Origin of the sequence: Rhizobium sp. BIGb0125 (genome assembly GCF_024810055.1) — a bacterium.
GTDB lineage: Bacteria > Pseudomonadota > Alphaproteobacteria > Rhizobiales > Rhizobiaceae > Agrobacterium.
This window is the reverse complement of sequence record NZ_JANUDV010000003.1, coordinates 310,379-330,798: the sequence shown is the minus strand read 5'-3', so window position 1 is coordinate 330,798 and position 20,420 is coordinate 310,379. Positions and strand designations below refer to the sequence as shown.

The window sequence follows — 20,420 nt, the reverse complement described above, 5'->3', positions numbered from 1 at the left end:
CCTCTGAGATCCGGAAACTGCAAATCATTCCTCAGTCAGAGTATCCAACAACCGTTGAGTACAGAGGGCAAAATCACGGATCGTTTCGTCGGATTCCGTTCTCTTACCCGTGTGGTCTGTATCCACAACCCTGAGATTGATCGGCACTTTGATATCCATTGCGCCGTCCGCCTTGTTAAACGCGAGCGTAATTTCCCCCGTTTTCATTGCCTCCATCAACATGCCGAATGTGGGTGAAATTTCAAATATGGAAACAAACCCACCTGTGTCTGAGGAAAACGACGTGACAAGCGACTTTTGATTGGTCTCGAGTTGCCGATTCATCAGATACACACGATCCGACGCTGACGGGACAAATTCGACCTTGAGCGCATCAGAAATCTGCATCTCATAGACCGCGACCTTCACGACCGCGTTAATTTCTCCAGAGATTGAAATAATCCCGATCGAACCGGTGGCTTTGATCGGATCGCCGTTCCTGTAAATCCAATCTCTAGCAATCGCATTAAACACAAACTCACAGCCGGCCAGGTTACCTTTAACCATGCTGGGTTCCGCAGATACGCTAATCGTTCCCACAATAGTGTCGCCGGAAGAACCTGTGGTTTCGGCTTGAGAAACAGTTGGTATTAACAATGAGATAGCTAACGCAATTAGACGCTTCATTACTTTCCCCCACAAGTTGCAGCACCATAAAAGACGGCTTTGATTTTGGGAAGTCATGCGATGCGAGATACAACCACGCGCCGCAATGGACCCATGCTGCCCTTTACCTGCTCTTTGGTTCTGAAATGATGAGGCTGTCGCCATCCCTGATAACAAGGGAATCAGCGCCGTAGGTCTTCAAGTGCGACAGGGCTTGTTTTCTGCATTGCGCCTCTTGGTTGATCCTGACGTTGCAAAGTCTTCGCCAGCCATCATGCGAAAGCGCAATCCTCTGCGCAGGCTCTATACCGACCTCCGCCGCAGCCCTAATTGCCTTGATCAACTCCGGCCACGATGCTCTCTCTTGAAAAAGCCTTTCGACCAGAGCCTCCACGTCATCCTGCATGTTTACCCCCAGGATATAGCAATGTCATTTCACGCGTCGTCATGCGTTAGTTTTCGCATGGAAATGCGTTCTGCAAGCCCAGGCAGAGGCGCATTCATTTTATTTTGCATCAAACTCCGCCCAACGAATAAAGGTAGTGATCGGCCAACCGCTCGACAAACCAGGTGCAGTTTGCTTTGTGCCTCCTCAACTAAAAGGAGATTTTATGAAGATTCTGCTACTGTCCGTATCGGCATTATCGCTGGCGACACTTACGGTGCCTGCACATGCTGGTTGCGAGCTTTCATCATCCACACGTTGTTCCACCGGTTCCGGCGGCACGTATCGCACTGAGAAAAATCTTGGTGGTGGCTATAACACCGAGCGCAACGGAAACCCTTACGGTTCAACGTCTCAGAACTTGAGCGGCTCGTGGACGGAAAGAAACGCAAACAACGAAACCCGCACCTACAACAGCAATCCGTATGGCGGAAGTTCGAATAACAATTAGACGTACAACAACAGCAACAATAATGGATACAACAACTCGTACGGCATTTCGTCCAACGGTGGCTACAAACCACGCTGGTAATAACAACCTTGCAGGGTTTGAGCTGTGTCGTCACGCCAATCCCTTGACAAGGCGCAGTCCGGTAAGGTGGATATCGCGGCATGAATGATCTGGAAAAACATGCACTAAGGTTCGCAACGAAAGCGCACGAGGGTCAACTGCGCAAATATACTGGCGAACCCTACATCAACCATCCGATTGCTGTGGCGGCTATTGTAGCCACCGTCGATCATACGCCCGAAATGATAGCCGCTGCCTATCTGCACGACACAGTCGAGGATTGCGGCATAACCCTGGCTGAAATCAATGAACGTTTTGGACGCAAGGTCGCAACATTGGTAGCGTATCTCAGTGACATCTCGACGCCTTATCATGGCAACAGAGTTGCACGAAAGGCTCTGGACCTGCAGCACACAGCACTTGCGCCGTCAGAAGCTAAAACCATCAAGCTCGCAGACCTTATCGACAACACGAAAACAATATCGACCCTCGATCCCGGCTTTTGGCAGGTCTACAAGGTTGAAAAGAAAAACCTGCTTGCGGTGCTAAAGGACGGCGATCCTGTCCTGTGGGAGCAAGCTGCGGCGCAGTGCGAATGACCATCGCGCAGCATCTTCTGGATCGCCACACCGATGTAAGCCGATACAGCGTCATGATTGACGAAAACGAAGGTGTGGCGACATTCCTTCTTTTTGATCTCAGCGGCGCAGTGTCCGGGTATCAACAGTATCGGCCGGCTGCCGATAAGGTCAGAAAGAATGATCAGAATGATGGCCGATACTTCACATACAAATCGACCGGTCGCCATGCGGTTTTCGGTCTGGAGACCTGGAACTGGTCTGGTCCACTGTATGTCGTTGAAGGCATCTTTGATTGTGTGAGGCTGCATAATCATGGATGCGCGGCGATCGCAACATTATCCAACGACCCTAAACAACTCGCGGAATGGCTTTGGACCATCAACCGGCCAATCTATGCGATTTGCGACAGCGGGGAAGGCGGCGCGAAATTGGCCAACTTTGCCCACCGCTATGTCACCTGTAGTGACGGAGATCTTGGATCAATGAGCAATAACGAGGTCGCAAAGATACTCACCGCATTCTAAAACGCTAAACCCCGTCTTTCACCACAGACGCCCGTTAGTCTTCTTCAAAACTCCCAGCCGCTAAGCCGCGCACAGGTTCTGACGGAACACAGCGGCAACGGATTTGGCAAACTGGCACACAATCCGGCAAACTGCGCGATGTTCAGCACAGTATAAAATTCGGCATTTTATATAGGGAAATCAGAGCTATAGAAGTGGCGACCCCTGCAGGACTCGAACCTGCGACCTACTGCTTAGAAGGCAGTTGCTCTATCCAGTTGAGCTAAGGGGCCAAAATGGCAAAATAAAATGCGCTTAGATCAGTGGGTCCAAGGCTGGGTGCGCGAGAACCGGAAGTTGTCGGTATAGGAGACAGTCTTGCGTGTGGCTTCCTGTGGCTGAATAACGCGGTATTCGATGCCGTTTCTCTGCGCATAACCTTCGGCCTGCTCAAGAGTATCAAACGTCAGCTTGACCTGCTGGTTCATATCAGTCGTGGAAGTGTAGCCCATGATAGGGTCGATCTTGCGCGGTGCTTCAGCATCAAACTCGAGAACCCAGAGGTGAGTTTTAGCTTTCCCGGACTGCATTGCTGTTTTTGCGGGGCGATAAATCTTGGCAGACATTTGAAAACTGCTCCATGCAAAAGGCAAGAACGGGATGGTAAAAAGTTATCCGCGTCGACACAACAACATTCTTTCTTTTTAGAGAAAGTGGTCGGAGTGGAGAGATTCGAACTCCCGACCCTCTGGTCCCAAACCAGATGCGCTACCAGACTGCGCTACACTCCGTCGCTGTGTTGATGCGGAGATACATCGTTCATTCTGTTTCCGCAACACCCAAAATGACATTTTTCGCAAGAATTCTGATTATTTTTCAAAAAACCTGTGCGCAATTTCGCAAACGCAGCAAAATGGCAGGAAAAACGCCTTACCGCTTCATTTTGTTGAAGAAATTCTCCGGCTGGTGACACGATCTCCCGGGTTGATTCCGAGTTTTGCCGCCGTTCCCGCGTTCAATTCCAGCACAAAACGGATGGGCCCGCGCGAACTGATGATGGATTCGGAGTAGGGCACGGCATCGTGGTGAATATGGTGGATGCTGCCATCGGCATTGATGAACAGCATGTCGAGCGGCAGCACGGTGTTGCGCATCCACATGGTCACATCACGGTCCGTGCCGAAGTCGAACAACATGCCAGCATCGGCAGCCATCGTCTTGCGATACATCAGCCCTTGCTGGCGCTGGCCATTATCAAGCGCAAGCTCAACCGTAAAACGGTGCTGGCTGCCCTTGGAGTTCATGATGATCAGCGGCTCCTGATCAAATGTCTCAGAGCCTTGCGCGCTGGCCAAAGAGGCCAGGCCTGAAAACAAAAAAAGAAGCGCCACAAAGACGCTTCTCATCATAAGACCAATTCTCATCATCATCTCAGTGCGCCATGTTGATGGGGCTTGGATTGTCCGGGTGGATTTCGGCGGCCATCAGGCCCTTGTCGCCGTCACCAAAGCGAACCAGCACCACCTGACCGGGGCGAAGTTCTGCCAGGCCGTAGCGGCGCAGCGTTTCCATATGAACAAAAATGTCTTCAGTGCCTTCGCCGCGCGTCAGAAAACCAAAGCCCTTGGTGCGGTTGAACCACTTGACGATGGCGCGCTCCAGTCCACTCGATGCCGTCACCTGAACATGGGTGCGCACGGGCGGGAGCTGCGAAGGATGAACGGCGGTCGACTGATCCATGGACAGGATGCGGAACGCCTGGAAGCCACGGCCGCCGCGCTGGATCAGCGCAACAATGCGGGTGCCTTCAAGAATAGTCTGGTAACCGTCGCGGCGCAGGCAGGACACATGAAGCAACACATCCTGCATGCCGTTGTCTGGCACAATAAAACCAAACCCTTTGGCAACATCAAACCATTTCACAACGCCGGTGATCTCGGTCAGTTCAACCGGATCGCCCGAAAGGTCTTCGAAATCTAGTACGTTATTCGATGAAACCCTGTTCGTCATATCCTGCCAACCCCTCGATTACGCGCCATACTACGGTTAACTGATTCCTGCGGACTAGATTAACATCTTGGTAACGGTTTAACGCAAGCCCAGTTTGGAAATTACCCATAGGTTTCTACAGGCCCGGGCTTGCCCAAAGCTGACTTTCGACGCATGTCTTGCAAGGTACCCCAACAAAGGAGGAAAACAAAATGCGATATTTGCACACCATGGTGCGTGTACGAGATTTGGATCAGTCTCTGAATTTCTACAGCAATATCTTTGGTCTTGAGGAGATACGCAGAATTGAAAACGAAAAGGGCCGTTTTACCTTGGTGTTTCTTGCAGCGCGCGATGACGTGACTGTGGCCAAGGACGCAAAAGCGCCATGCCTTGAGTTGACCTATAACTGGGATACCGAAGATTACCAGGGCGGCCGCAATTTCGGTCATCTGGCCTATGAAGTCGACAATATCTATGAGACCTGCCAGAAATTGCATGACGCCGGCGTGACCATCAACCGCCCGCCGCGTGATGGCCACATGGCCTTTGTGCGTTCGCCAGACGGCATTTCCATTGAGATATTGCAAAAAGGCGCAAGCCTGGCACCAGCCGAGCCATGGATATCTATGCAGAACACCGGCGCCTGGTAACACCAGCTAAGGCAGGCCTCCCAGGAAATCCTAGACGTCAAATGCTACTGCGATATCGGGGATAAAAATGGTAAACAAAGCCTGTCTTGCGTTCCATGCGCGTCATGGGGCATAGTGCCGCCGAATCGAAAAGGCCTTTTCAGGCAGATAGTTAGCTATGCCGGATACACCTTTAAAGTGTTATCCGGCAGAAAAAACGAACTGAGCGGAGGTCTCAATATCCATGATTGAAGCAAGGAACTTGACGACCGTCTGGCGGCATAAATTGCTGGTCGCCGTCTCGCTTCTGGCGTTGTCTGGCTGCGTTTCTGCGGTCACCGAAGACGGCGATACGGCGTCACTTTCACCCTCCGTCAATGCCGCAACGGCACTGAACAAGGGCGACACCAATACAACTGCCAATAATAATGCTGCCACGGGCAACGCTGTTGCCGCCAATGGCGGTTATGTTGACCCGGCGCTGGTTGCGTCCGGTGGCGCACAGCAGGCGGGCGCACCGCAAATGGCAGAAGGCCAGCAGATGAACGAAGCGCGGCCGGATCTTGCCAGCGCCGTTCACCAGTCCACATCCATTTCCGCCGGCAATACCAGCATTTTCGCCAACAACGCGGCACCTGTGCAGGACATGCCCGTGGCAGGCGAGACAGGCGTCAGCGCGCCTGACACCGCTTACGTGCCGGTACCGGGCGTAAACCCGTCACTTTCAAGCGTTTATTCGGCACCGGCACCGGTCAAACCACCGATTGCCGAAGTGCAGCCACAGACGCTGGAGGCGCAGGCCGCAGCAATGAATGCTGCAGCAGCCGCCAATGCAGCCCCTGCGCAGGCCGCAGCACAGGCTACAGCACCACAGGCCACATTGACCGCGCCAACGCCGCCGGTCGCGGCCAGCACAACGGCAAAAAGTGATGAAACACCGACAGGCAAATCCGGCATGACGCTTGCGGCCTTTTTTGCCGGCGCTGCCAAAAAGCGCACTGGCAAAGCCGCAGATGTCGAACAGTCCGGAGAAAAGGCAACCGGTGTGGAAGTGGCGCAACTGCCAACCAACACCACCACTGATATATCCCAGATGGGCATTGCCTTGCAGGGCCGCGCCACCATGGGTGACGAATTTGATGACGAACATCTGGAAGAAGATGACGCACCGGCCGGCCTGATGAAGCTGGCTTCGCTGTCCGGCCTGACGCGTGTTGCCCCCAATGGACTGGTTCTGCAGACCGAAAAGGTCAATGTCGGCTGCTTCAAGCCGGAACTGGTGCAGATGATCAACGCGGTGGAAAACCACTATAAAGAAAAGGCCATCGTCACCTCAGGTTACCGCCCGCCCAAGGGTGGCGTGCGCCAGGGTTCCAAACACCACACCTGTGAAGCCGCCGATATCCAGATCAAGGGCGTTTCCAAGTGGGAACTGGCCAACTACCTGCGTTCGCTGCCAAACCGTGGCGGCGTTGGCACCTACTGCCACACCGAATCCGTGCACATGGACATTGGCGAAGCACGTGACTGGAACTGGCGCTGCCGCAGAACGACAGCCACGGCAAAAAAGGGCTGATCGGGTTTCAACGATTGCAAAAGCTTGAAAGAGCGGGGTTTACCCGCTCTTTTGTTTTGGTGTGGTTTGTTACAGTCGGGCTTAAAAGTGTTGATGAGGGGTTCATGCATCTTGTTGCGATGAAAATATCCGGCAACGTGTTCCGGCTTGAAGAAACGCCATGGGACTATCACAACAATCTGCGGCCCTCGGCTTCGGTCGTTGGTGGTTGCACCATGTGCGAAGTGGTCCTGCAAGTCCCCGATGGCGTCATCACAAAGACACCCCAACCAGCTCATTTGCACTTTAGCAGGCTTGTGCAATTTGAAGAGCCCTGTACGGAGATCGATCTCTACGACGGCCCAAAACTGATCATGAAATTCCGGCCTTCAAGCCCGACAGATATCCAGATACAGACAGAAAAATAAGGACGAGGCAGTTCGAAGTTGATGGCAGTGTCCACTCTCTCACGCCTCGTTCATTTTCGCGTTTAGCCAACTGCAGCCGCGGCTAATCAATTCCGGCACATCCGAATCCCACGCGCCCCTCATCCTCGTCCTCGGGCGTGACCCGAGGACAGGGTAAGGGGCGGGTGGGGCTGATAACAGTGTCCAAGTCCTGGCACCTCAATCATTTTCACGGTGGCGGATTTACCGACTCATGAGCAGGCGCAGGCTCGAACAACCACCACCCCGTCGCGCTGTGTTGCGCGACGGAACTATGGGACCACCCTAATTGGTGGCCGCCTTCAACTCCTCATGCACATTGTCGGCAAAATTGCCGAGCGCGCCTTTTTGCTGGCTGTAATCAATACCCTGCACCACGCTGACGGTAATATCCTCTACAGAAATGCACTGCACGACAAAGGCACCCTTGCCCTTGAGCCCACCACTGACGAGAACCAGCTGGCCGGGGAAGTTTTGCGAACCGACATTCAACCCAACCTTCTGTGCCGCAGCCGTCACCACCGACCCGCAGGTCTCAATGCTGAGTTTTTCAGAGGGCGTGCGTTCGACATGATAGGCCAGATGAAAATCATCATTCTGCGCATGGGCAGGAGCCGTCATGAAAAGCAGGCTGGCGGCTGAGGACAACACAGCTGCCGAAAATAACGTGGACGATGGACGCACAGGATAGTCTCCATGAACATTAAACTTCGCCGCGCTTTTTGACGGGCACGGCAAGGTGGCAATTCATTTGCTCAGGGAATGGTTGCAACCACGCGGAAAAAATCGCCGCGTCGTACAGCAGTCAGTTGTCGTTATTATCCTTAAGGCGCAGGCTCACGCCGGATCATGCTCATGATCGTGTGACGCAACTCATCAAGCGCCTGCTGTTTGGAAATTTCGCCATAGGCCGTTGCGGTCGACAGGGCGTCAGCCGCCCCCATCATGCCCCACAGGGCAGCAAGGGGAATGGAACCGTCTTCGCTGAAGGGTGCCAATGCCTCACGGCACTTGGTTATGAAGCGGGTTTGATAACTGCGTATCACCGCCTCCATTTCCGGCGAACCGACAAGCGCTGCGGCAACGCCTGGAATTTCCTGACCCTGCGTCAACACACAGTCTACATAGGCATTGGCAATGACACTGGCGCGGTCGGCCAAGGTGGCCGGGCAGGAGGACAGGCCGCTGTCCATCAACTCCGATTGGCGAATATCATAATCCCTGTACAGCGCAGCAAGCAGCGCATTGCGCGTCTCGAAGTGATCATAGACCACAGGCTTCGACACGCCGGCTTCTTCCGCCAGACGGCCAAGTGTCAGACTGTCGGTTCCGGACTGCAACACCAGATGCCGTGCCGTTTCAATAAGCTGCGTGTGCCGCTCATCGCGTGACAATCTTCGCCGGGGTGACGCTGTTTCCTGCATACTTGACAATCAACCTACCAATAGTAACCTACTATGAGTATATAGCGAGCTCCCACTCGATTCAACTCATGCAACAAGGTTATCTCATGCACTCCCTCATTGTCACGGCTCAACCGGAACCGAATGCCTATACCCACGCTGTTGCCCGCGAAGTAATATCCGGTATCAAGGCCACACCTGATCACACATATGAACTGCTTGATCTCGCAACAAGCGGCTTTGACGCAACGTTCAACACCGCCGACTATGCTGTGTTTCGCGAAAATGCCACGCCGCCGGATGATGTCTTGGCAGAACAGGCGCGGATCGATCGCGCTGATGCGCTGATCCTGATCTACCCGGTGTTCTGGTGGACCATGCCAGCCGTGATGAAAGGCTGGATCGACCGGGTGTTTACGCAAGGCTGGGCCTATTTCGACGAAAGCGGCAAGGACACCATCCGTCTGCTCAACCGCTTGTCCGTGCAGACCATTGCGATTGGCGGCGCAACAGAGCGCACCTATCAGCACCGCGGATATTCGCAGGCCATGAAAACCCAGATCGATCAGGGTATTTTCGGCTACATCGGTGCCCGGGTAATCGGCACGGAACTGATACTGCCGCTGGACACAGCCTCGTCGCAAGCGGGCCTTGTCAGGGCATTGCAGATTGGCAGCAACATTACCAGCGCCCACCAGCAATCCATTGCGACAGAAGTCCGCGCCGAGGCATAACTAGGCGAGGAAATCGCAGCGCCCATCTACGCAGATGGGCCCTGCGTTAGCGTTCAGTTCAAATCGGCAAAACCGTATGGGCGGTGATCGTGTAGCCAAACGGGTCGACAAAGGCGAAGTAGCGCCCGAACGGCCCATCCTTCGGGGCAAAGGCAATCTCCACACCCTTGGCCTGCAAATGCGCATGCAGTGCATCGGCATCATCGCAACCGAACCAGATAGCGATGCCAACACCGAGTTTTTCGCCATCATCAAACGCTTCGATTGGCGTACGCACCGCAAAGGCAATGGGTTTTGTGTCAAACACCACCGCGCCCGGCGGCGCCTTGGGCGAAGGCGTCAGGCCAACCACATCACGATAAAAGGTGAGGGCGCCATCCAGATCCTTCGTCTGGATGCCAATGAAGTCGGGGCCAATCAGTTTCGGCATCTCTATCTTTCCTTTTTCAATATCACCCGATAGTATCAGGGTGCTGATATCTAGATAATGTAAGGGCCCTGATATGTCCAGCCTGATAAACCCGCCTGTCGACGATACCTATCGTTCACTTGGTTATGCCTTGAAGCGCGCCCAGCAGGCGTTGCGCGGCCGACTTGATACGGCGCTGCGCGACATTGGGCTGACGACACCGCAATATTCTGTTCTGGCCGGACTGGAAAAAAGCAGCGGCCTGTCCAATGCCGACCTGGCGCGCCGCGCCTTCGTGACACCGCAAACCATGCAGGCCATCATCGTCACGCTGGAAAAGGCCGGTCTCATCAAACGGGTCGCACATCCGGACAATGGCAGGATCCTGACCACAGAATTGACAGATGACGGCCGACAGGCCGTGCGGGCAGCCCATGAAATTGCCGCCAATGCCGAAACGGATGTGCGCAACGCCGTGGCACCTGACGACCCTGATGTTATCTATGCCGCACTGCTGCGCATTGCCGATGCTATGCGCTGATTGTTTTCGTTGATTAGACGGGGAAGGACGGGAATTCGGAGTGGATGGCAGTGCGCACTCTCTGCCTCATGCATTTTATAAGGTTGAAGCGTCACTATCCGAAAGCCGGTAGCGACTGGAAAACCAACCTATCCACGTCATCCTCTTGCCTGTGGCGAGGATCCAAGCCATCCACCAAAATCGCGACGTGAATGGTTTCCCGCGACAAGTACGGGAAGGGGTTCCGTTGACCTCACCGCACAACGATCAAATCGGAAATGGCCGGCTGGGGATGACATTTTTCATTACCAGCGTGGAGTTGAGCCGCATGACATGCGGCAGGCCGAGCAGGCTTTTATCGTAAAGCCGCTGGAACGCCGCAAGGTCCTTGGCAACCACATGCAGCATATAGTCAGGCTCGCCAAACAGCCGCTGCGCCTGCACGATCTCTGGCACCTTCAGCAGCGCCGCCTCAAAGGCCGATACGCTGTCTTTGCTGGCCTCGCGCAGCGTTGCGTAAACGATGGCTGAAAATCCGATACCGAGCTTCAAGGGATCCACCGTTGCCCGGTAGTCAGTTATCACGCCCGTTTCTTCCAGCGTCCGTAGCCGCCGGTGGCAGGGAGATAGGCTAAGGCCAACGCGATCTGCCAGTTCCGTAGCAGAAATGCGTCCCTCTTTTTGCAATATTGCGATTATCTTGCGGTCAGTAGCATCCATGGGGGATATTCTGCCTCAACAGGGCAGGGTTTGGCAAGAAATAGGGAGCACCTTCTCAAACAAATCTCATACATCTCGCTCGCCGCAACGGAGAAGAGATGAAATGGAAATTGGTCTGCTTGGTGCTTTCTGGGCCTTGTCATTGTCGCTGGTTCTGACACCGGGTGCAGACTGGGCCTATGCGATTTCGGCGGGCATGCGCAACCGCGCCATTGCACCTGCCGTCAGTGGCATGGTGCTGGGTTATGTCGCCATTACCGCCGTGGTGGCAGCCGGTGTTGGCACCATTGTCGCCAGTGTGCCGTTGATGCTGACAGCCCTGACGCTGTTAGGCTCCGCCTATCTGCTTTATCTCGGCGTGGGTGTTTTTCTCAACCCGCCAGTGCCGCAAGCCACAGAGTCTGACATTGCCTCATGGTCCAACTGGCTCATTCGTGGCTTTGGTGTCAGCGGCGTGAACCCCAAGGCACTGCTGCTGTTTCTGGCCATCCTGCCGCAATTTACCAGCCAGACCGCCACCTGGCCCATCTCCGGCCAGATCGCAGCGCTCGGCCTTGCCCATATCGTCAATTGCGCCGTTATCTATACGGCAGTGTCCGCCAGTTCCCGCGCCGTTTTGCGCACCCGCCCGCGTGTTGCCCGGCTGGTCAGCAAAACATCGGGTGCGGCAATGATCACCATCGCGCTGCTGCTGATCATGGAACAGGTCATTCAGTTCACTGCGTGATCACTTTGGCGCGTGTTTGCCAAACATTGGCCTGTTAATTGTCTCAGGCCGTCCGATCGTTCCGCCGGTTCGGGGTCGCTTGCTTTCTCTTACGAGAAGGGCCGAAACAATGGCAAATCCAATGAGTGGCAAGAACGGATAAAGCACCACCATTTTGAGATACATGACCGCCTTCATCAACAGACTGATGACGCCACGGCCGCTAAGGCCAAATACCAACAGCCAGAGACTGGGCAAAATCGAAACCAGTGCAAATCCGAGAAGTACGAATAAAAAACCTTTCCATAAGACGTAAAGATTTTCCGTACGTGCCTCCATTGGCTCCTCAAACTCTGGCAAGAAACTCAACGTCGCACATGCAATCAATGCGGCCAGCAGTGAACCAGGTACTGAAACTGACATCACGCCAAGGGAAAAACCGACCGCCCAGAAACTTCCAAAGGTCATTCCGAACGAGATATCACCTAAAATGAGCAGTGGAATGCAAATTCCGATCCATCCAGAAATGCCCATGCTTCGCGCACGGTTGCGCGATATCCGAAACATCGAACAAACAAACAAGAGATAAATAAGCGGCTTTAAATAAGCTCCCAATACAAGAGCAACAGCGCCAGACGCACCGCCAACATTGCGTGCGCCTGAAAGCTCAATAACGCTGGCGACAAAAAAAGGAAATGCCAACGTAATGAGTACAAATATACCCAAGCGCACCAGAAAACCGCGCCCGAATTGAAAACCAGTGACATCCATCTGCACACTCCGCAATTACTCGCCAAAATTGCAGATAGCGATGGAGTATTAAAAAACTGAACTGCGGTTTCCTAAATTTGTATTTGAGACTTTTTTTTGCAGCCAGCAAACACCATCGAACCCATTCAACAACTCAGCACCCTAAGGCACATCTCAAACGTTTTTGATGAGGTGAGGCAGCGCGACTTGCGCCCTTATCTCTACCCTTGTGGGAGAGGAAGAAAAATCATGGCCTTAGCAACGCTAAGTCATAGATTTTTCAGGTGAGGGGTTATGTGCTTGCACCACGCTCATTGTCTGGCCCAAACAGCCATCTAACCGGCCCTCATGCCTCTCCTCGGGCTTGACCCACGGGGAGGCCACAGGCATCCAGCCAGCCCCAGTACTGGGGCTGGAAAGACATCTTCCGTCACGCAGACGCGTGACGACTAGATTCCCGCAACGAGTGCGAGAATGAGGGCGGTTGGAGTGCCGGGCGCGCATAACGATAAGACATCGAACCAACCACCGCCCCAACCCATGTTCCCCACCCACAATTGAGAATGCTTCCGAACTGCACAAAACACTTCTGATTGCAGTTGCAAGTCATTGTTATCTAGAGATATTTCACGTATTTTTCACAGAGTTCATATTGACAGATCAAGGGCAGTTTTTTAAACACCGGCGCATCGGGGAGTAGTCACCGCTGAGGTTCAGCGGGAGTGCGTCAACATACTCGTGCAGCAGCACGTGGCGTACTCAGTCGATTAATTCGGCTCAACGAGACCGTGGCTGAGATCTGCCATATCGGACGGGCAGATGACGCCCGGGGTCTATGTCCGCGAGGTCTTGTTATGTCTATCATGGCAATCATCCTGCTATCCATCAGCATGTCCATGGACGCCTTTGCCGTGTCCGTGGGGCGTGGCGCGGCACTCGGTCGCCCGCCATTCAGGGAAGCGTTGCGCACCGGCATCGTGTTTGGTGTGGTGGAAGCCATCACGCCGTTGATCGGCTGGGCAGCCGGCGTTGCCGCTGCCGCCTATATCTCCACCATCGACCACTGGGTGGCCTTCGTGCTGCTGGGTGCGGTTGGCCTCAACATGATCTATTCCGCACTGAAGGGGGACGAGCAGGACGAACAGTCCAGCGTCAATGCATCCTTCCTGGTGCTGGTGGCAACCGCCATCGGAACCAGCCTCGATGCCATGGCCGTCGGCGTGTCGCTGGCCTTCCTTGATGTGAACATTGCCGTCATCGCCCTCGGCATTGGCCTTGCGACCTTCATCTTCGCCTCAGGCGGTATCATGGTCGGTCGTTTGCTGGGTGAACGGTTCGGCCGTTATGCCGAAGGCATTGCCGGCATCGTGCTGATTGGCCTTGGTTCGTCTATCCTCTACGAACATCTGATGGCGGCTTAAACCGCTATCCAGCACTGCTTTGAGGGTGGTTTTCAGCTATCAATCGGCTGAATAAATGCTTGAAGAACTTTCCGCAACATCTTGTGTTGCAATATGAATTCTTCCATCGACAAAAGCAATCAGCAGCGTCGCAGCAATCACGCCACGCGACAGAACCGAGACACTGCGCGATGAGGGCAGGGTCGCCTTGAATGGCAAAAGTGACCTCTGTCGACCGTCCTTGGCGCAATGGCCGGCGGGACAGATGTCATCTGGTTGAGAGTATAAATCACGTTTCATAACCACACTCACACGCAACATGGCGTTGCGACATGCAGCTTGACACTTCTGCGAATGAGTTGCAATAGCGAAATTTGAGATCAATCGGACTTCAAACAACCCGGCAGATAGCAGGGTCAGATGAGGCATATCGCTCGCAGCAGCACCGACTTCGACCGCTTTGTTTCGCGCGCCCGCAGTGCTGACACCAGGATAAAACCGAGGTTAGGGGGTAGGGGTGAGGGGAAAAGCAGTTGCTATAAGGATCAAAAATCTCGCCGATTGCAACTCTCGCGCGTTTTCGTATGATGCGTCACAACAGTACAAACGAACGCCCGGATACAGACCATGTTTTACATCGGCGGCATCAATGACGATCTGCGCACAGAGATACACAACGCACTGACCGAGCGTGGCCTGACATCCCATATGAACGATACCAAGTGGTACAAGTTATGTAAGGCCGTCATCGAGGAAATGGCCTTTGTACCAGGCTACGAAGAAAAGTATCTCCTATCGAAAGAGCCTCAACCTTATCTAGGCAACTGGGCACGCATTCCTGAATGCGCGTTGGGACTTCATATCGAGTGGATCAAGGTTTACGCCAAAAAGGTCACGCATCGAGGGCAATTGATCGAGCCTCTTATCGAAGATCACTCGGACCAGTTCCGCGACATCCTCATTCGCCTGAACATTCCATTCACTGAGGAAGACGACCTGTTCGTTATTTATGGCCATAGTGCCGGCGTGGAACTGCCCCGCCACATCAAGGCGACCGCTTAAGGCCTCAGCAAAGGAAAGGGCCTTCACGCACTGCGGGTAGCCTTACGCTCCACCAAAAAGGTGTAGACGGGCGTGAATGGGGCCATCGTCAATTATTGCCTTAAACAAAAATCGCGTAATGACGGTATATTGACTTCAGCAAACATCAAACAATTCATATGCATACTATTTAATCAATAATACAACCTAATATTCGATCTTCATGTCTTGGTGTTTCGGGGGAGTGCATTGAAAATAGCGATAGTCTGCGACAACGCATCTTTCACCAAGGGCGGAGAGGCCGCCATTCCACTGCGTTTCTTCCGCGCGTTTCGCCAACTCGGCCTGAAACCTCAGCTTTTGTCGCATGCCAGAGTGGAGCCGGATCTTCATGCGTCGCTGACAGCCGACGAGCTAAACGATGTCACGCTTTTCTCCGACCTCAAGCTTCAAAAGATTGTCTACCGTCTTGGCCTTTACCTGCCGGGCCGCGTGCGCGAAGCCTATACCGACCAGATCATCCGCCTCGCCACAGAGGCGAGACAGCGCAAGGAGCTTCGGCAACGCGCGAAGGCTCGTGATATCGATTGCGTATTCGTGCCGATACCTATCCCTCCCAAGGCGATCAGCTTGATCACGGATATCGGCGTTCCCGTCTTTTTCGGTCCGCTGAACGGCGTAATGGACTATCCGCCTGGCATGCGCGACAAGACCAGCGAAGCCGGAAAATATCTGATCGCAGCGGGGCGGTACATTGCGGAGCCGTTGCACTACATCTTTCCGGCAAAACGCAACGCAGCAGGCCTGTTCTACGCAAACGACCGCACACTCATGAACCTTCCCGTGGCCACGAAGAACGTGCCTCGATTTCGCTCTTTCGACGCCACGATCGACGCTGCCAATTGGCAGAACGTGGATCGTAGCGGTGCGATTGATCCGACCCATTTCGTTTATGTCGGCCGCCTGATTGACTGGAAGGTGGTAGACCTCGCCATCGAGGCAATCCATCGGCTGGAAGGGCGGGCACGCCTGACCATCGTCGGTGAGGGGCCGGAGAGACCACGCCTCGAAAAGCTCGCGGCAAGCGGCAAGGGCTCCATCTCCTTTGTTGGCTTCAAGGGCCACGAGGAAATCGTCGAAATTTATCAGGACGCAGCCGCACTTCTGTTGCCCTCCATGCGCGAGGCTGGCGGCAATGTCTGTCTGGAGGCCTTAGCGGCCGGTGTGCCTGTCATCGCAACGCGCTGGGGTGGGGCTGAGGATGTCGTGCAGGATGGCGTCGACGGCATTCTGGTAGACCCCATCGACCGGGCAAGTTTCATTGCTGGCTTCGCGGATGCCATACAGCAACTCATGGACGATCCCGCTCGCATACGTGTGATGGGCGAGGCTGGACGAGCACGCGTGCTGGTGAGTTACGACTGGCAAACGAAAGCGCGCCAATGTCTGCAAACCTTCGAACAGACACTTTCGGCCAAGAGTAACGCGTGAGGAATTGCACCGCTAACATCGAGGATTGCTCAGGCCTGCTCCACCATCCGTCTGAAGTTCCAGCAGCGACGGAAAACGAGTTGTGGGCATTGCCTGCAAGTTCCGGCAAGACGTCTGATACCCGTAGCACAAACTCTCGCAGCTAAAGGCAGACAAATCGGGCAGGGGAAACCCTACCCGCAATTGTGGAACGGCTAGACGCGTCTGCGGCCTGCCGCAACAGCAAAATCAGTGTAGCTGATCCTTTTCATGGAACGACGTATCCATCATCAGCCTGCGCAAGAAGTCGCAAAATGAAGAGGCAAATTTCCTATCCGAATGCGGACAGAAAACCGCTTCTTGCCGAGGCCGCAGTACAAATACTGCATGTGCATAGGCCATAAAAATCGGCACTTCATCCTTGGCAATAAAATCAGGATAAACCACCCAATCGGACGTTTCTTCTCGCAAGATGGCAGCTATCTGGCCGAGATCTGGAAACTCATTGTAAGAAGCAATTGAAACATTCGAATTGACATCTCTGGACAAACATCCAGCCCCTATTTCCAACAGGAACTTTTCATATATCGGCGGAAGGATATCACCGAACTCATCCTTGAAGTCTGCGATGTCTTCTGGCTCCACACGTATGAAAAAATTGCCAGCCTCATGGTCGTAGGCTGTACCGGGCTTATGCGAAAACTGCTGATACCATCCCCATATCTCGGCATATTCCTTGACATCCACAGCACCATACCCCTTATAAAGACAGCGATGAAAAATTCAGAACTGGAAATGTCATTTAACAAGCAAAATCAGTTCAGTATTTCTTTATATTAATCCACATTATGCGAAAACGGTCAAACTCGCCACCAACACCAGAAACCAACAAAATCAGAATACATTTTTCTACATTATTTCAATTAACTAACCAACACTGCTAAACAGGAATGATAGAAAATTCATGTCTGACATCCACAGGTACGATAAGAGCCAAAGGGTAGGGGAGCGCCCTACTCCTGAAAACTGAGTATTTCAGTTATTCAGGTCTTCTCGACCACACCAATTTCAGGATGTGAAAAACCGACTGCTTCGTTTCTTCGAGAGCCATTTTGAAGTGAAATGCGCTGTCAGTGTATCCAGACAAGTGACCATTTCATCGCGTCCTGCTAACGGACTGAACATGCATCGGCACGCAGAATTACCATGCTCATCGACTGAACTTGAACTTGCATACTGTACTGTGGCACACGCAGACAACACCATCTAAAGACCGTCCGTATAGCGTGCAGACAGACAGCTGATATGGCCATGCGACGTCACAGAGAGCAATGATATCGTGTTGAATGCGAGACGCTTGGTCGATGCGAAATAGGCACCGCAATTGATTGTGCTGGTGCTGCTGGTTGGTTTGGTTCCGCGTGTGCTTTTTCTCAGCGTCGGTCACCAGAGCCTCATGACCGCATTTACATTCCTGACGCTCGTATTGCTGATTTGTCTGATCGGATTTCTGACACGTCGGTTTCGTGCGTTCTGGATCATCTGGGCTTTGGCGTCGATCAGCTCAATTGTTCTCGTTGGCATGGTAAGCCCATTGGCGGTGGTGCCACATATGCACATCTTCGCGCCGTACTTTGTACAGTGACCAAAGGCGGCTCAACACAGCGCAGCGCGTCGTAGCGCGTTGCGGAGGATGACACAGCAGGACGGCGACACTCAGCAATGCATATGGCAGTCAGCAAACCCACAGCGTAAGACAGGCAACATCCAAAGCGTCCAAGACCAGGTTTTCAGGCATTCTGGGCTATTACCCATACGAATAAGTTCCATAATATATCTTATGCGATTTATGTGTGGGCTTGGGCGGGCTCAAGAGTGAAGCGCCTCCCTCGCGAATAATCATCCGAAAGAACGGCACAGTCGAACGCAACATCGAAACGTTCAACGTTCAGTCAATTGAAAAACATCCCCAACCGTCATTCTCACCGCCGAACAGAGCTGCCGTGTCTTCCAGAAACATTTCCACTTCCGTGATCTCTTTATGGTCTGGAAGCATCATTCGACTGGTAGTGACATCCCAGGCAAGTCCAGGCGTGCCTTCCTAAAAAAGCTCTATTTTGACACTGTCAAATTTCGAATTGACGACCTCTGCAAATCGTGTCGCTGATTTTTCATCTGGAAATATGACCTGGAAATCAATCGTCCGTGGCACGGACAGATTATCTCCGTCTGCCACCAATCTGCGCACGACATCGCCGTTAACTTCGTCTGGAATGTCATGTTGCATGGTAAATCCTTGCCCTGGAAATCACCCCGAATTCACGCGCCATGCTTTCAATATCACTGGTTCCGTTCAAAGCTTTTGGTCACGACGATTTCGCCGACAATCGCAGCATTGAATTTTTCGAGATCTTCCGCCGGTATCCAGTATTCCTTCAACGCCTGGCCGCCAGCCTCTTGCGGAGCATAGGCGGAAAGAAATGCAGCCTGAACGTCAAAACGCGTGACATAGCCCGCGCCATCTCGACCGACATTCCAATCCCGTGCAATACGAATGGCATAATCCTCTGTCAGCACAGGATAAAAAATTGGCTGATCAGGCAAGCGTGGCGGAAACGCCGTCATGCCGCTCTGCCTGATCAGATCCAGTTCAACGGGACCCACAGGCCTCCACAACGTTACAGTATCCACTCAACACCTCGGCGTAAAAAATATTCATTTTCAATGAATTGCGACCACATCCTACAGTGAATATGAATTTTTTCTTGCCCGTTGGGGCCTGGGGTGCATGAACGGGCAGCTACATGGTATCCGCCAAATCCCTGCCCCAAAAGTCACAGGACCTGTATTAAAGTCTGCGCCGCAAGGACCAATCTTTGCGGCGCAGAATGGTGAGTGGCCAACCGTTCTTGAACGGCGAGCGCATGAGACGACGGTTACAGCTTCTGTTCGAGCTTTGTCGTCAGCGCCTTTGTGCGCGGCTGGATGTCATCAACATTCGTGAACGGCCTCCAGTTCACGGTCAACACACCGTCATCGAATGAAACGCCATCCGCGTAGTTCGAAGCCGGCGCTGACGCCTCGTCATAGTGGATGACGATCGATTTCAGTTTTTCCTGCAGCGCGTCCTTGCCGATGTCGCTCGAAGCAATGTCCGTAAGAGACTGGATCAGAGGATCGATGATGGTTTTACGGAGATAGTCATCGCTAGTATATGATTCCGCCAAGCCTGGCAGCGCCAGGCTTTTCTGATCAAGAGTGACGGGCACCGCAAACCCTGCCGCAGTCTGGATTGCCTTCTCCAAAGACGGCCATGTCTCCTTGGCGTAGGCCGCAATGGCACGGCGCTCCGCCAAGCCCGCTTCCTGTGCATGAGATGCACCCGGCACAAGTAGGAGCAGCACGCCAGCCATCAGTGCAGAGCGAAAATTCGACATGATCTATCCTTTCGATGATATATTGCTTGTAGTTATTCGCAGTTTGCGAGGTCGCGCTTGACCGAGATTGCAGCGATGCGGACCCGTGATTCAGCGATTTTCCTCGCATCCGCATCACGCGCATCAAGCCCGCCGATATACCCCTTCACCTCGCGTGCGATGCCCGTTGCGGCAAGTCGGCAGCTGATATCGAGGCGTTTGTCTTTCCCCATCGGGTCCAATACGCCGGAAAGCCTGAGAAGCTGACGTTTGTCGCCTTTCTCGTAATGAGATTTCGCCTCGGCACGCAACGCGGCCAATCCCTCACCTGTCGGCGTATAAGCCTCACCAGCCGCATGGCCCGGCGCCCAGCATGAACTCGCGGCGCAAAAACCAAAGACGTACAAAATCACCCGCATTCCAGGCATGACACCCATTCCCAGCTACGCATAAAACACGTTAAAGTAGATGTATACATTGCTACCCATACCGAACGCTCACAAAAAGCACAACTGTCGCGGACGGCTCTTTACTCGCCTTGATG

28 protein-coding genes, 2 tRNA genes, 1 pseudogene and 1 riboswitch are annotated in these 20,420 nt (G+C 53.5%); of the genes and pseudogenes, 13 read left to right on the top strand and 18 right to left on the bottom strand.

The window, feature by feature from the left end:
• Positions 1-24: 24 nt before the first annotated feature.
• Together M2418_RS09840 and M2418_RS09835 are read right to left on the bottom strand one after the other, a co-directional pair.
• A complete protein-coding gene (locus M2418_RS09840; protein WP_259146220.1) occupies positions 25-666 on the bottom strand; it encodes a hypothetical protein in 642 nt (213 codons plus the stop codon).
• A 103-nt stretch (positions 667-769) separates the two neighbouring features.
• A complete protein-coding gene (locus tag M2418_RS09835) occupies positions 770-1,051 on the bottom strand; it encodes a hypothetical protein (RefSeq protein WP_259146219.1) in 282 nt (93 codons plus the stop codon).
• A 205-nt stretch (positions 1,052-1,256) separates the two neighbouring features.
• Between M2418_RS09835 and M2418_RS09830 the strand changes: the two genes are divergently transcribed.
• From M2418_RS09830 to M2418_RS09820, 3 genes are all read left to right on the top strand, one after another.
• Complete coding sequence (locus M2418_RS09830) at positions 1,257-1,541, top strand: hypothetical protein (RefSeq protein WP_259146218.1); 285 nt, start codon at positions 1,257-1,259, stop codon at positions 1,539-1,541.
• Between the two features lie 161 nt (positions 1,542-1,702).
• The gene (locus M2418_RS09825; RefSeq protein WP_259146217.1) at positions 1,703-2,200 is read left to right on the top strand and encodes an HD domain-containing protein; all 498 of its coding nucleotides are present in this window, start codon (positions 1,703-1,705) and stop codon (positions 2,198-2,200) included.
• Positions 2,197-2,706 (top strand): toprim domain-containing protein, encoded by a 510-nt coding sequence (locus tag M2418_RS09820; RefSeq protein WP_259146216.1) that lies wholly within the window; start codon positions 2,197-2,199, stop codon positions 2,704-2,706. The genes M2418_RS09825 and M2418_RS09820 overlap by 4 nt, the downstream gene beginning before the upstream one ends.
• A gap of 195 nt (positions 2,707-2,901) precedes the next feature.
• Here M2418_RS09820 and M2418_RS09815 read toward each other — a convergent pair.
• The 5 genes from M2418_RS09815 to M2418_RS09795 all read right to left on the bottom strand — a co-directional run bounded on the left by M2418_RS09815 (position 2,902) and on the right by M2418_RS09795 (position 4,695).
• Positions 2,902-2,978 (bottom strand) — tRNA-Arg (locus M2418_RS09815).
• Between the two features lie 27 nt (positions 2,979-3,005).
• A complete protein-coding gene (locus M2418_RS09810; protein WP_192491035.1) occupies positions 3,006-3,311 on the bottom strand; it encodes an ETC complex I subunit in 306 nt (101 codons plus the stop codon).
• 88 nt (positions 3,312-3,399) lie between these two features.
• Positions 3,400-3,476 (bottom strand) — tRNA-Pro (locus M2418_RS09805).
• 147 nt (positions 3,477-3,623) lie between these two features.
• Positions 3,624-4,112, bottom strand: a complete 489-nt coding sequence (locus M2418_RS09800; RefSeq protein ID WP_259146651.1) for a DUF192 domain-containing protein — start codon at positions 4,110-4,112, stop codon at positions 3,624-3,626.
• Positions 4,113-4,116: 4 nt separating this feature from the next.
• Positions 4,117-4,695: a cold-shock protein gene (locus M2418_RS09795; RefSeq protein WP_192491034.1), complete on the bottom strand. Its 579-nt coding sequence runs from the start codon at positions 4,693-4,695 to the stop codon at positions 4,117-4,119.
• A 191-nt stretch (positions 4,696-4,886) separates the two neighbouring features.
• On the opposite strand from M2418_RS09795, the gene gloA reads away from it, so the two are divergent.
• The 3 genes from gloA to M2418_RS09780 all read left to right on the top strand — a co-directional run bounded on the left by gloA (position 4,887) and on the right by M2418_RS09780 (position 7,289).
• Positions 4,887-5,327, top strand: coding sequence for a lactoylglutathione lyase (gene gloA, locus M2418_RS09790; protein ID WP_192491033.1), 441 nt, complete (start codon positions 4,887-4,889; stop codon positions 5,325-5,327).
• 223 nt (positions 5,328-5,550) lie between these two features.
• Complete coding sequence (locus tag M2418_RS09785) at positions 5,551-6,882, top strand: YcbK family protein (RefSeq protein ID WP_259146215.1); 1,332 nt, start codon at positions 5,551-5,553, stop codon at positions 6,880-6,882.
• Positions 6,883-6,896: 14 nt separating this feature from the next.
• A complete protein-coding gene (locus M2418_RS09780) occupies positions 6,897-7,289 on the top strand; it encodes a hypothetical protein (protein ID WP_250985446.1) in 393 nt (130 codons plus the stop codon).
• 303 nt (positions 7,290-7,592) lie between these two features.
• On the opposite strand, the gene M2418_RS09775 is transcribed toward M2418_RS09780, so the two are convergent.
• Positions 7,593-7,991: a DUF6180 family protein gene (locus M2418_RS09775; RefSeq protein ID WP_259146213.1), complete on the bottom strand. Its 399-nt coding sequence runs from the start codon at positions 7,989-7,991 to the stop codon at positions 7,593-7,595.
• A gap of 140 nt (positions 7,992-8,131) precedes the next feature.
• On the bottom strand, positions 8,132-8,731 hold the full coding sequence (locus M2418_RS09770) for a TetR/AcrR family transcriptional regulator (protein ID WP_259146212.1): 600 nt from the start codon (positions 8,729-8,731) through the stop codon (positions 8,132-8,134).
• A gap of 86 nt (positions 8,732-8,817) precedes the next feature.
• On the opposite strand from M2418_RS09770, the gene M2418_RS09765 reads away from it, so the two are divergent.
• On the top strand, positions 8,818-9,444 hold the full coding sequence (locus M2418_RS09765; protein WP_259146211.1) for an NAD(P)H-dependent oxidoreductase: 627 nt from the start codon (positions 8,818-8,820) through the stop codon (positions 9,442-9,444).
• A 58-nt stretch (positions 9,445-9,502) separates the two neighbouring features.
• On the opposite strand, the gene M2418_RS09760 is transcribed toward M2418_RS09765, so the two are convergent.
• Positions 9,503-9,874: a VOC family protein gene (locus M2418_RS09760; protein ID WP_250985450.1), complete on the bottom strand. Its 372-nt coding sequence runs from the start codon at positions 9,872-9,874 to the stop codon at positions 9,503-9,505.
• A 73-nt stretch (positions 9,875-9,947) separates the two neighbouring features.
• Between M2418_RS09760 and M2418_RS09755 the strand changes: the two genes are divergently transcribed.
• Positions 9,948-10,394: a MarR family winged helix-turn-helix transcriptional regulator gene (locus M2418_RS09755; protein WP_259146210.1), complete on the top strand. Its 447-nt coding sequence runs from the start codon at positions 9,948-9,950 to the stop codon at positions 10,392-10,394.
• A gap of 246 nt (positions 10,395-10,640) precedes the next feature.
• Here M2418_RS09755 and M2418_RS09750 read toward each other — a convergent pair whose 3' ends face one another.
• Positions 10,641-11,093, bottom strand: coding sequence for an Lrp/AsnC family transcriptional regulator (locus M2418_RS09750; RefSeq protein WP_259146209.1), 453 nt, complete (start codon positions 11,091-11,093; stop codon positions 10,641-10,643).
• Between the two features lie 103 nt (positions 11,094-11,196).
• Between M2418_RS09750 and M2418_RS09745 the strand changes: the two genes are divergently transcribed.
• A complete protein-coding gene (locus tag M2418_RS09745; RefSeq protein ID WP_250985452.1) occupies positions 11,197-11,820 on the top strand; it encodes a LysE family translocator in 624 nt (207 codons plus the stop codon).
• Here the strand turns inward: M2418_RS09745 and M2418_RS09740 are convergent, their stop codons facing one another.
• Positions 11,821-12,570: a hypothetical protein gene (locus M2418_RS09740; RefSeq protein ID WP_259146207.1), complete on the bottom strand. Its 750-nt coding sequence runs from the start codon at positions 12,568-12,570 to the stop codon at positions 11,821-11,823.
• Between the two features lie 658 nt (positions 12,571-13,228).
• A riboswitch (yybP-ykoY riboswitch) is annotated at positions 13,229-13,327 on the top strand.
• Positions 13,328-13,403: 76 nt separating this feature from the next.
• Between M2418_RS09740 and M2418_RS09735 the strand changes: the two genes are divergently transcribed.
• The gene (locus M2418_RS09735) at positions 13,404-13,970 is read left to right on the top strand and encodes a manganese efflux pump MntP family protein (RefSeq protein WP_259146206.1); all 567 of its coding nucleotides are present in this window, start codon (positions 13,404-13,406) and stop codon (positions 13,968-13,970) included.
• A 39-nt stretch (positions 13,971-14,009) separates the two neighbouring features.
• On the opposite strand, the gene M2418_RS09730 is transcribed toward M2418_RS09735, so the two are convergent.
• Positions 14,010-14,378, bottom strand: a complete 369-nt coding sequence (locus tag M2418_RS09730; protein WP_259146205.1) for a hypothetical protein — start codon at positions 14,376-14,378, stop codon at positions 14,010-14,012.
• Positions 14,379-14,576: 198 nt separating this feature from the next.
• Here M2418_RS09730 and M2418_RS09725 point away from each other — a divergent pair, with 198 nt between their 5' ends.
• Positions 14,577-15,011 (top strand): DUF6678 family protein, encoded by a 435-nt coding sequence (locus M2418_RS09725; RefSeq protein ID WP_259146203.1) that lies wholly within the window; start codon positions 14,577-14,579, stop codon positions 15,009-15,011.
• A gap of 228 nt (positions 15,012-15,239) precedes the next feature.
• On the top strand, positions 15,240-16,481 hold the full coding sequence (locus M2418_RS09720; RefSeq protein ID WP_259146201.1) for a glycosyltransferase family 4 protein: 1,242 nt from the start codon (positions 15,240-15,242) through the stop codon (positions 16,479-16,481).
• A gap of 228 nt (positions 16,482-16,709) precedes the next feature.
• On the opposite strand, the gene M2418_RS09715 is transcribed toward M2418_RS09720, so the two are convergent.
• On the bottom strand, positions 16,710-17,207 hold the full coding sequence (locus M2418_RS09715; RefSeq protein ID WP_259146200.1) for an SMI1/KNR4 family protein: 498 nt from the start codon (positions 17,205-17,207) through the stop codon (positions 16,710-16,712).
• Between the two features lie 643 nt (positions 17,208-17,850).
• Here M2418_RS09715 and M2418_RS09710 point away from each other — a divergent pair.
• Entirely contained in the window at positions 17,851-18,105 is a 255-nt protein-coding gene (locus M2418_RS09710; RefSeq protein ID WP_259146199.1) for a hypothetical protein, read from the top strand.
• Between the two features lie 303 nt (positions 18,106-18,408).
• Here M2418_RS09710 and M2418_RS09705 read toward each other — a convergent pair.
• From M2418_RS09705 to M2418_RS09690, 4 genes and pseudogenes are all read right to left on the bottom strand, one after another.
• Positions 18,409-18,747, bottom strand: a pseudogene (locus M2418_RS09705) (ribonuclease E inhibitor RraB).
• Between the two features lie 53 nt (positions 18,748-18,800).
• Positions 18,801-19,085 (bottom strand): hypothetical protein, encoded by a 285-nt coding sequence (locus tag M2418_RS09700; RefSeq protein ID WP_250985459.1) that lies wholly within the window; start codon positions 19,083-19,085, stop codon positions 18,801-18,803.
• Between the two features lie 311 nt (positions 19,086-19,396).
• A complete protein-coding gene (locus tag M2418_RS09695) occupies positions 19,397-19,897 on the bottom strand; it encodes a hypothetical protein (RefSeq protein WP_259146198.1) in 501 nt (166 codons plus the stop codon).
• 32 nt (positions 19,898-19,929) lie between these two features.
• Positions 19,930-20,304, bottom strand: coding sequence for a hypothetical protein (locus tag M2418_RS09690; protein ID WP_259146196.1), 375 nt, complete (start codon positions 20,302-20,304; stop codon positions 19,930-19,932).
• Between the last annotated feature and the right edge of the window lie 116 nt (positions 20,305-20,420).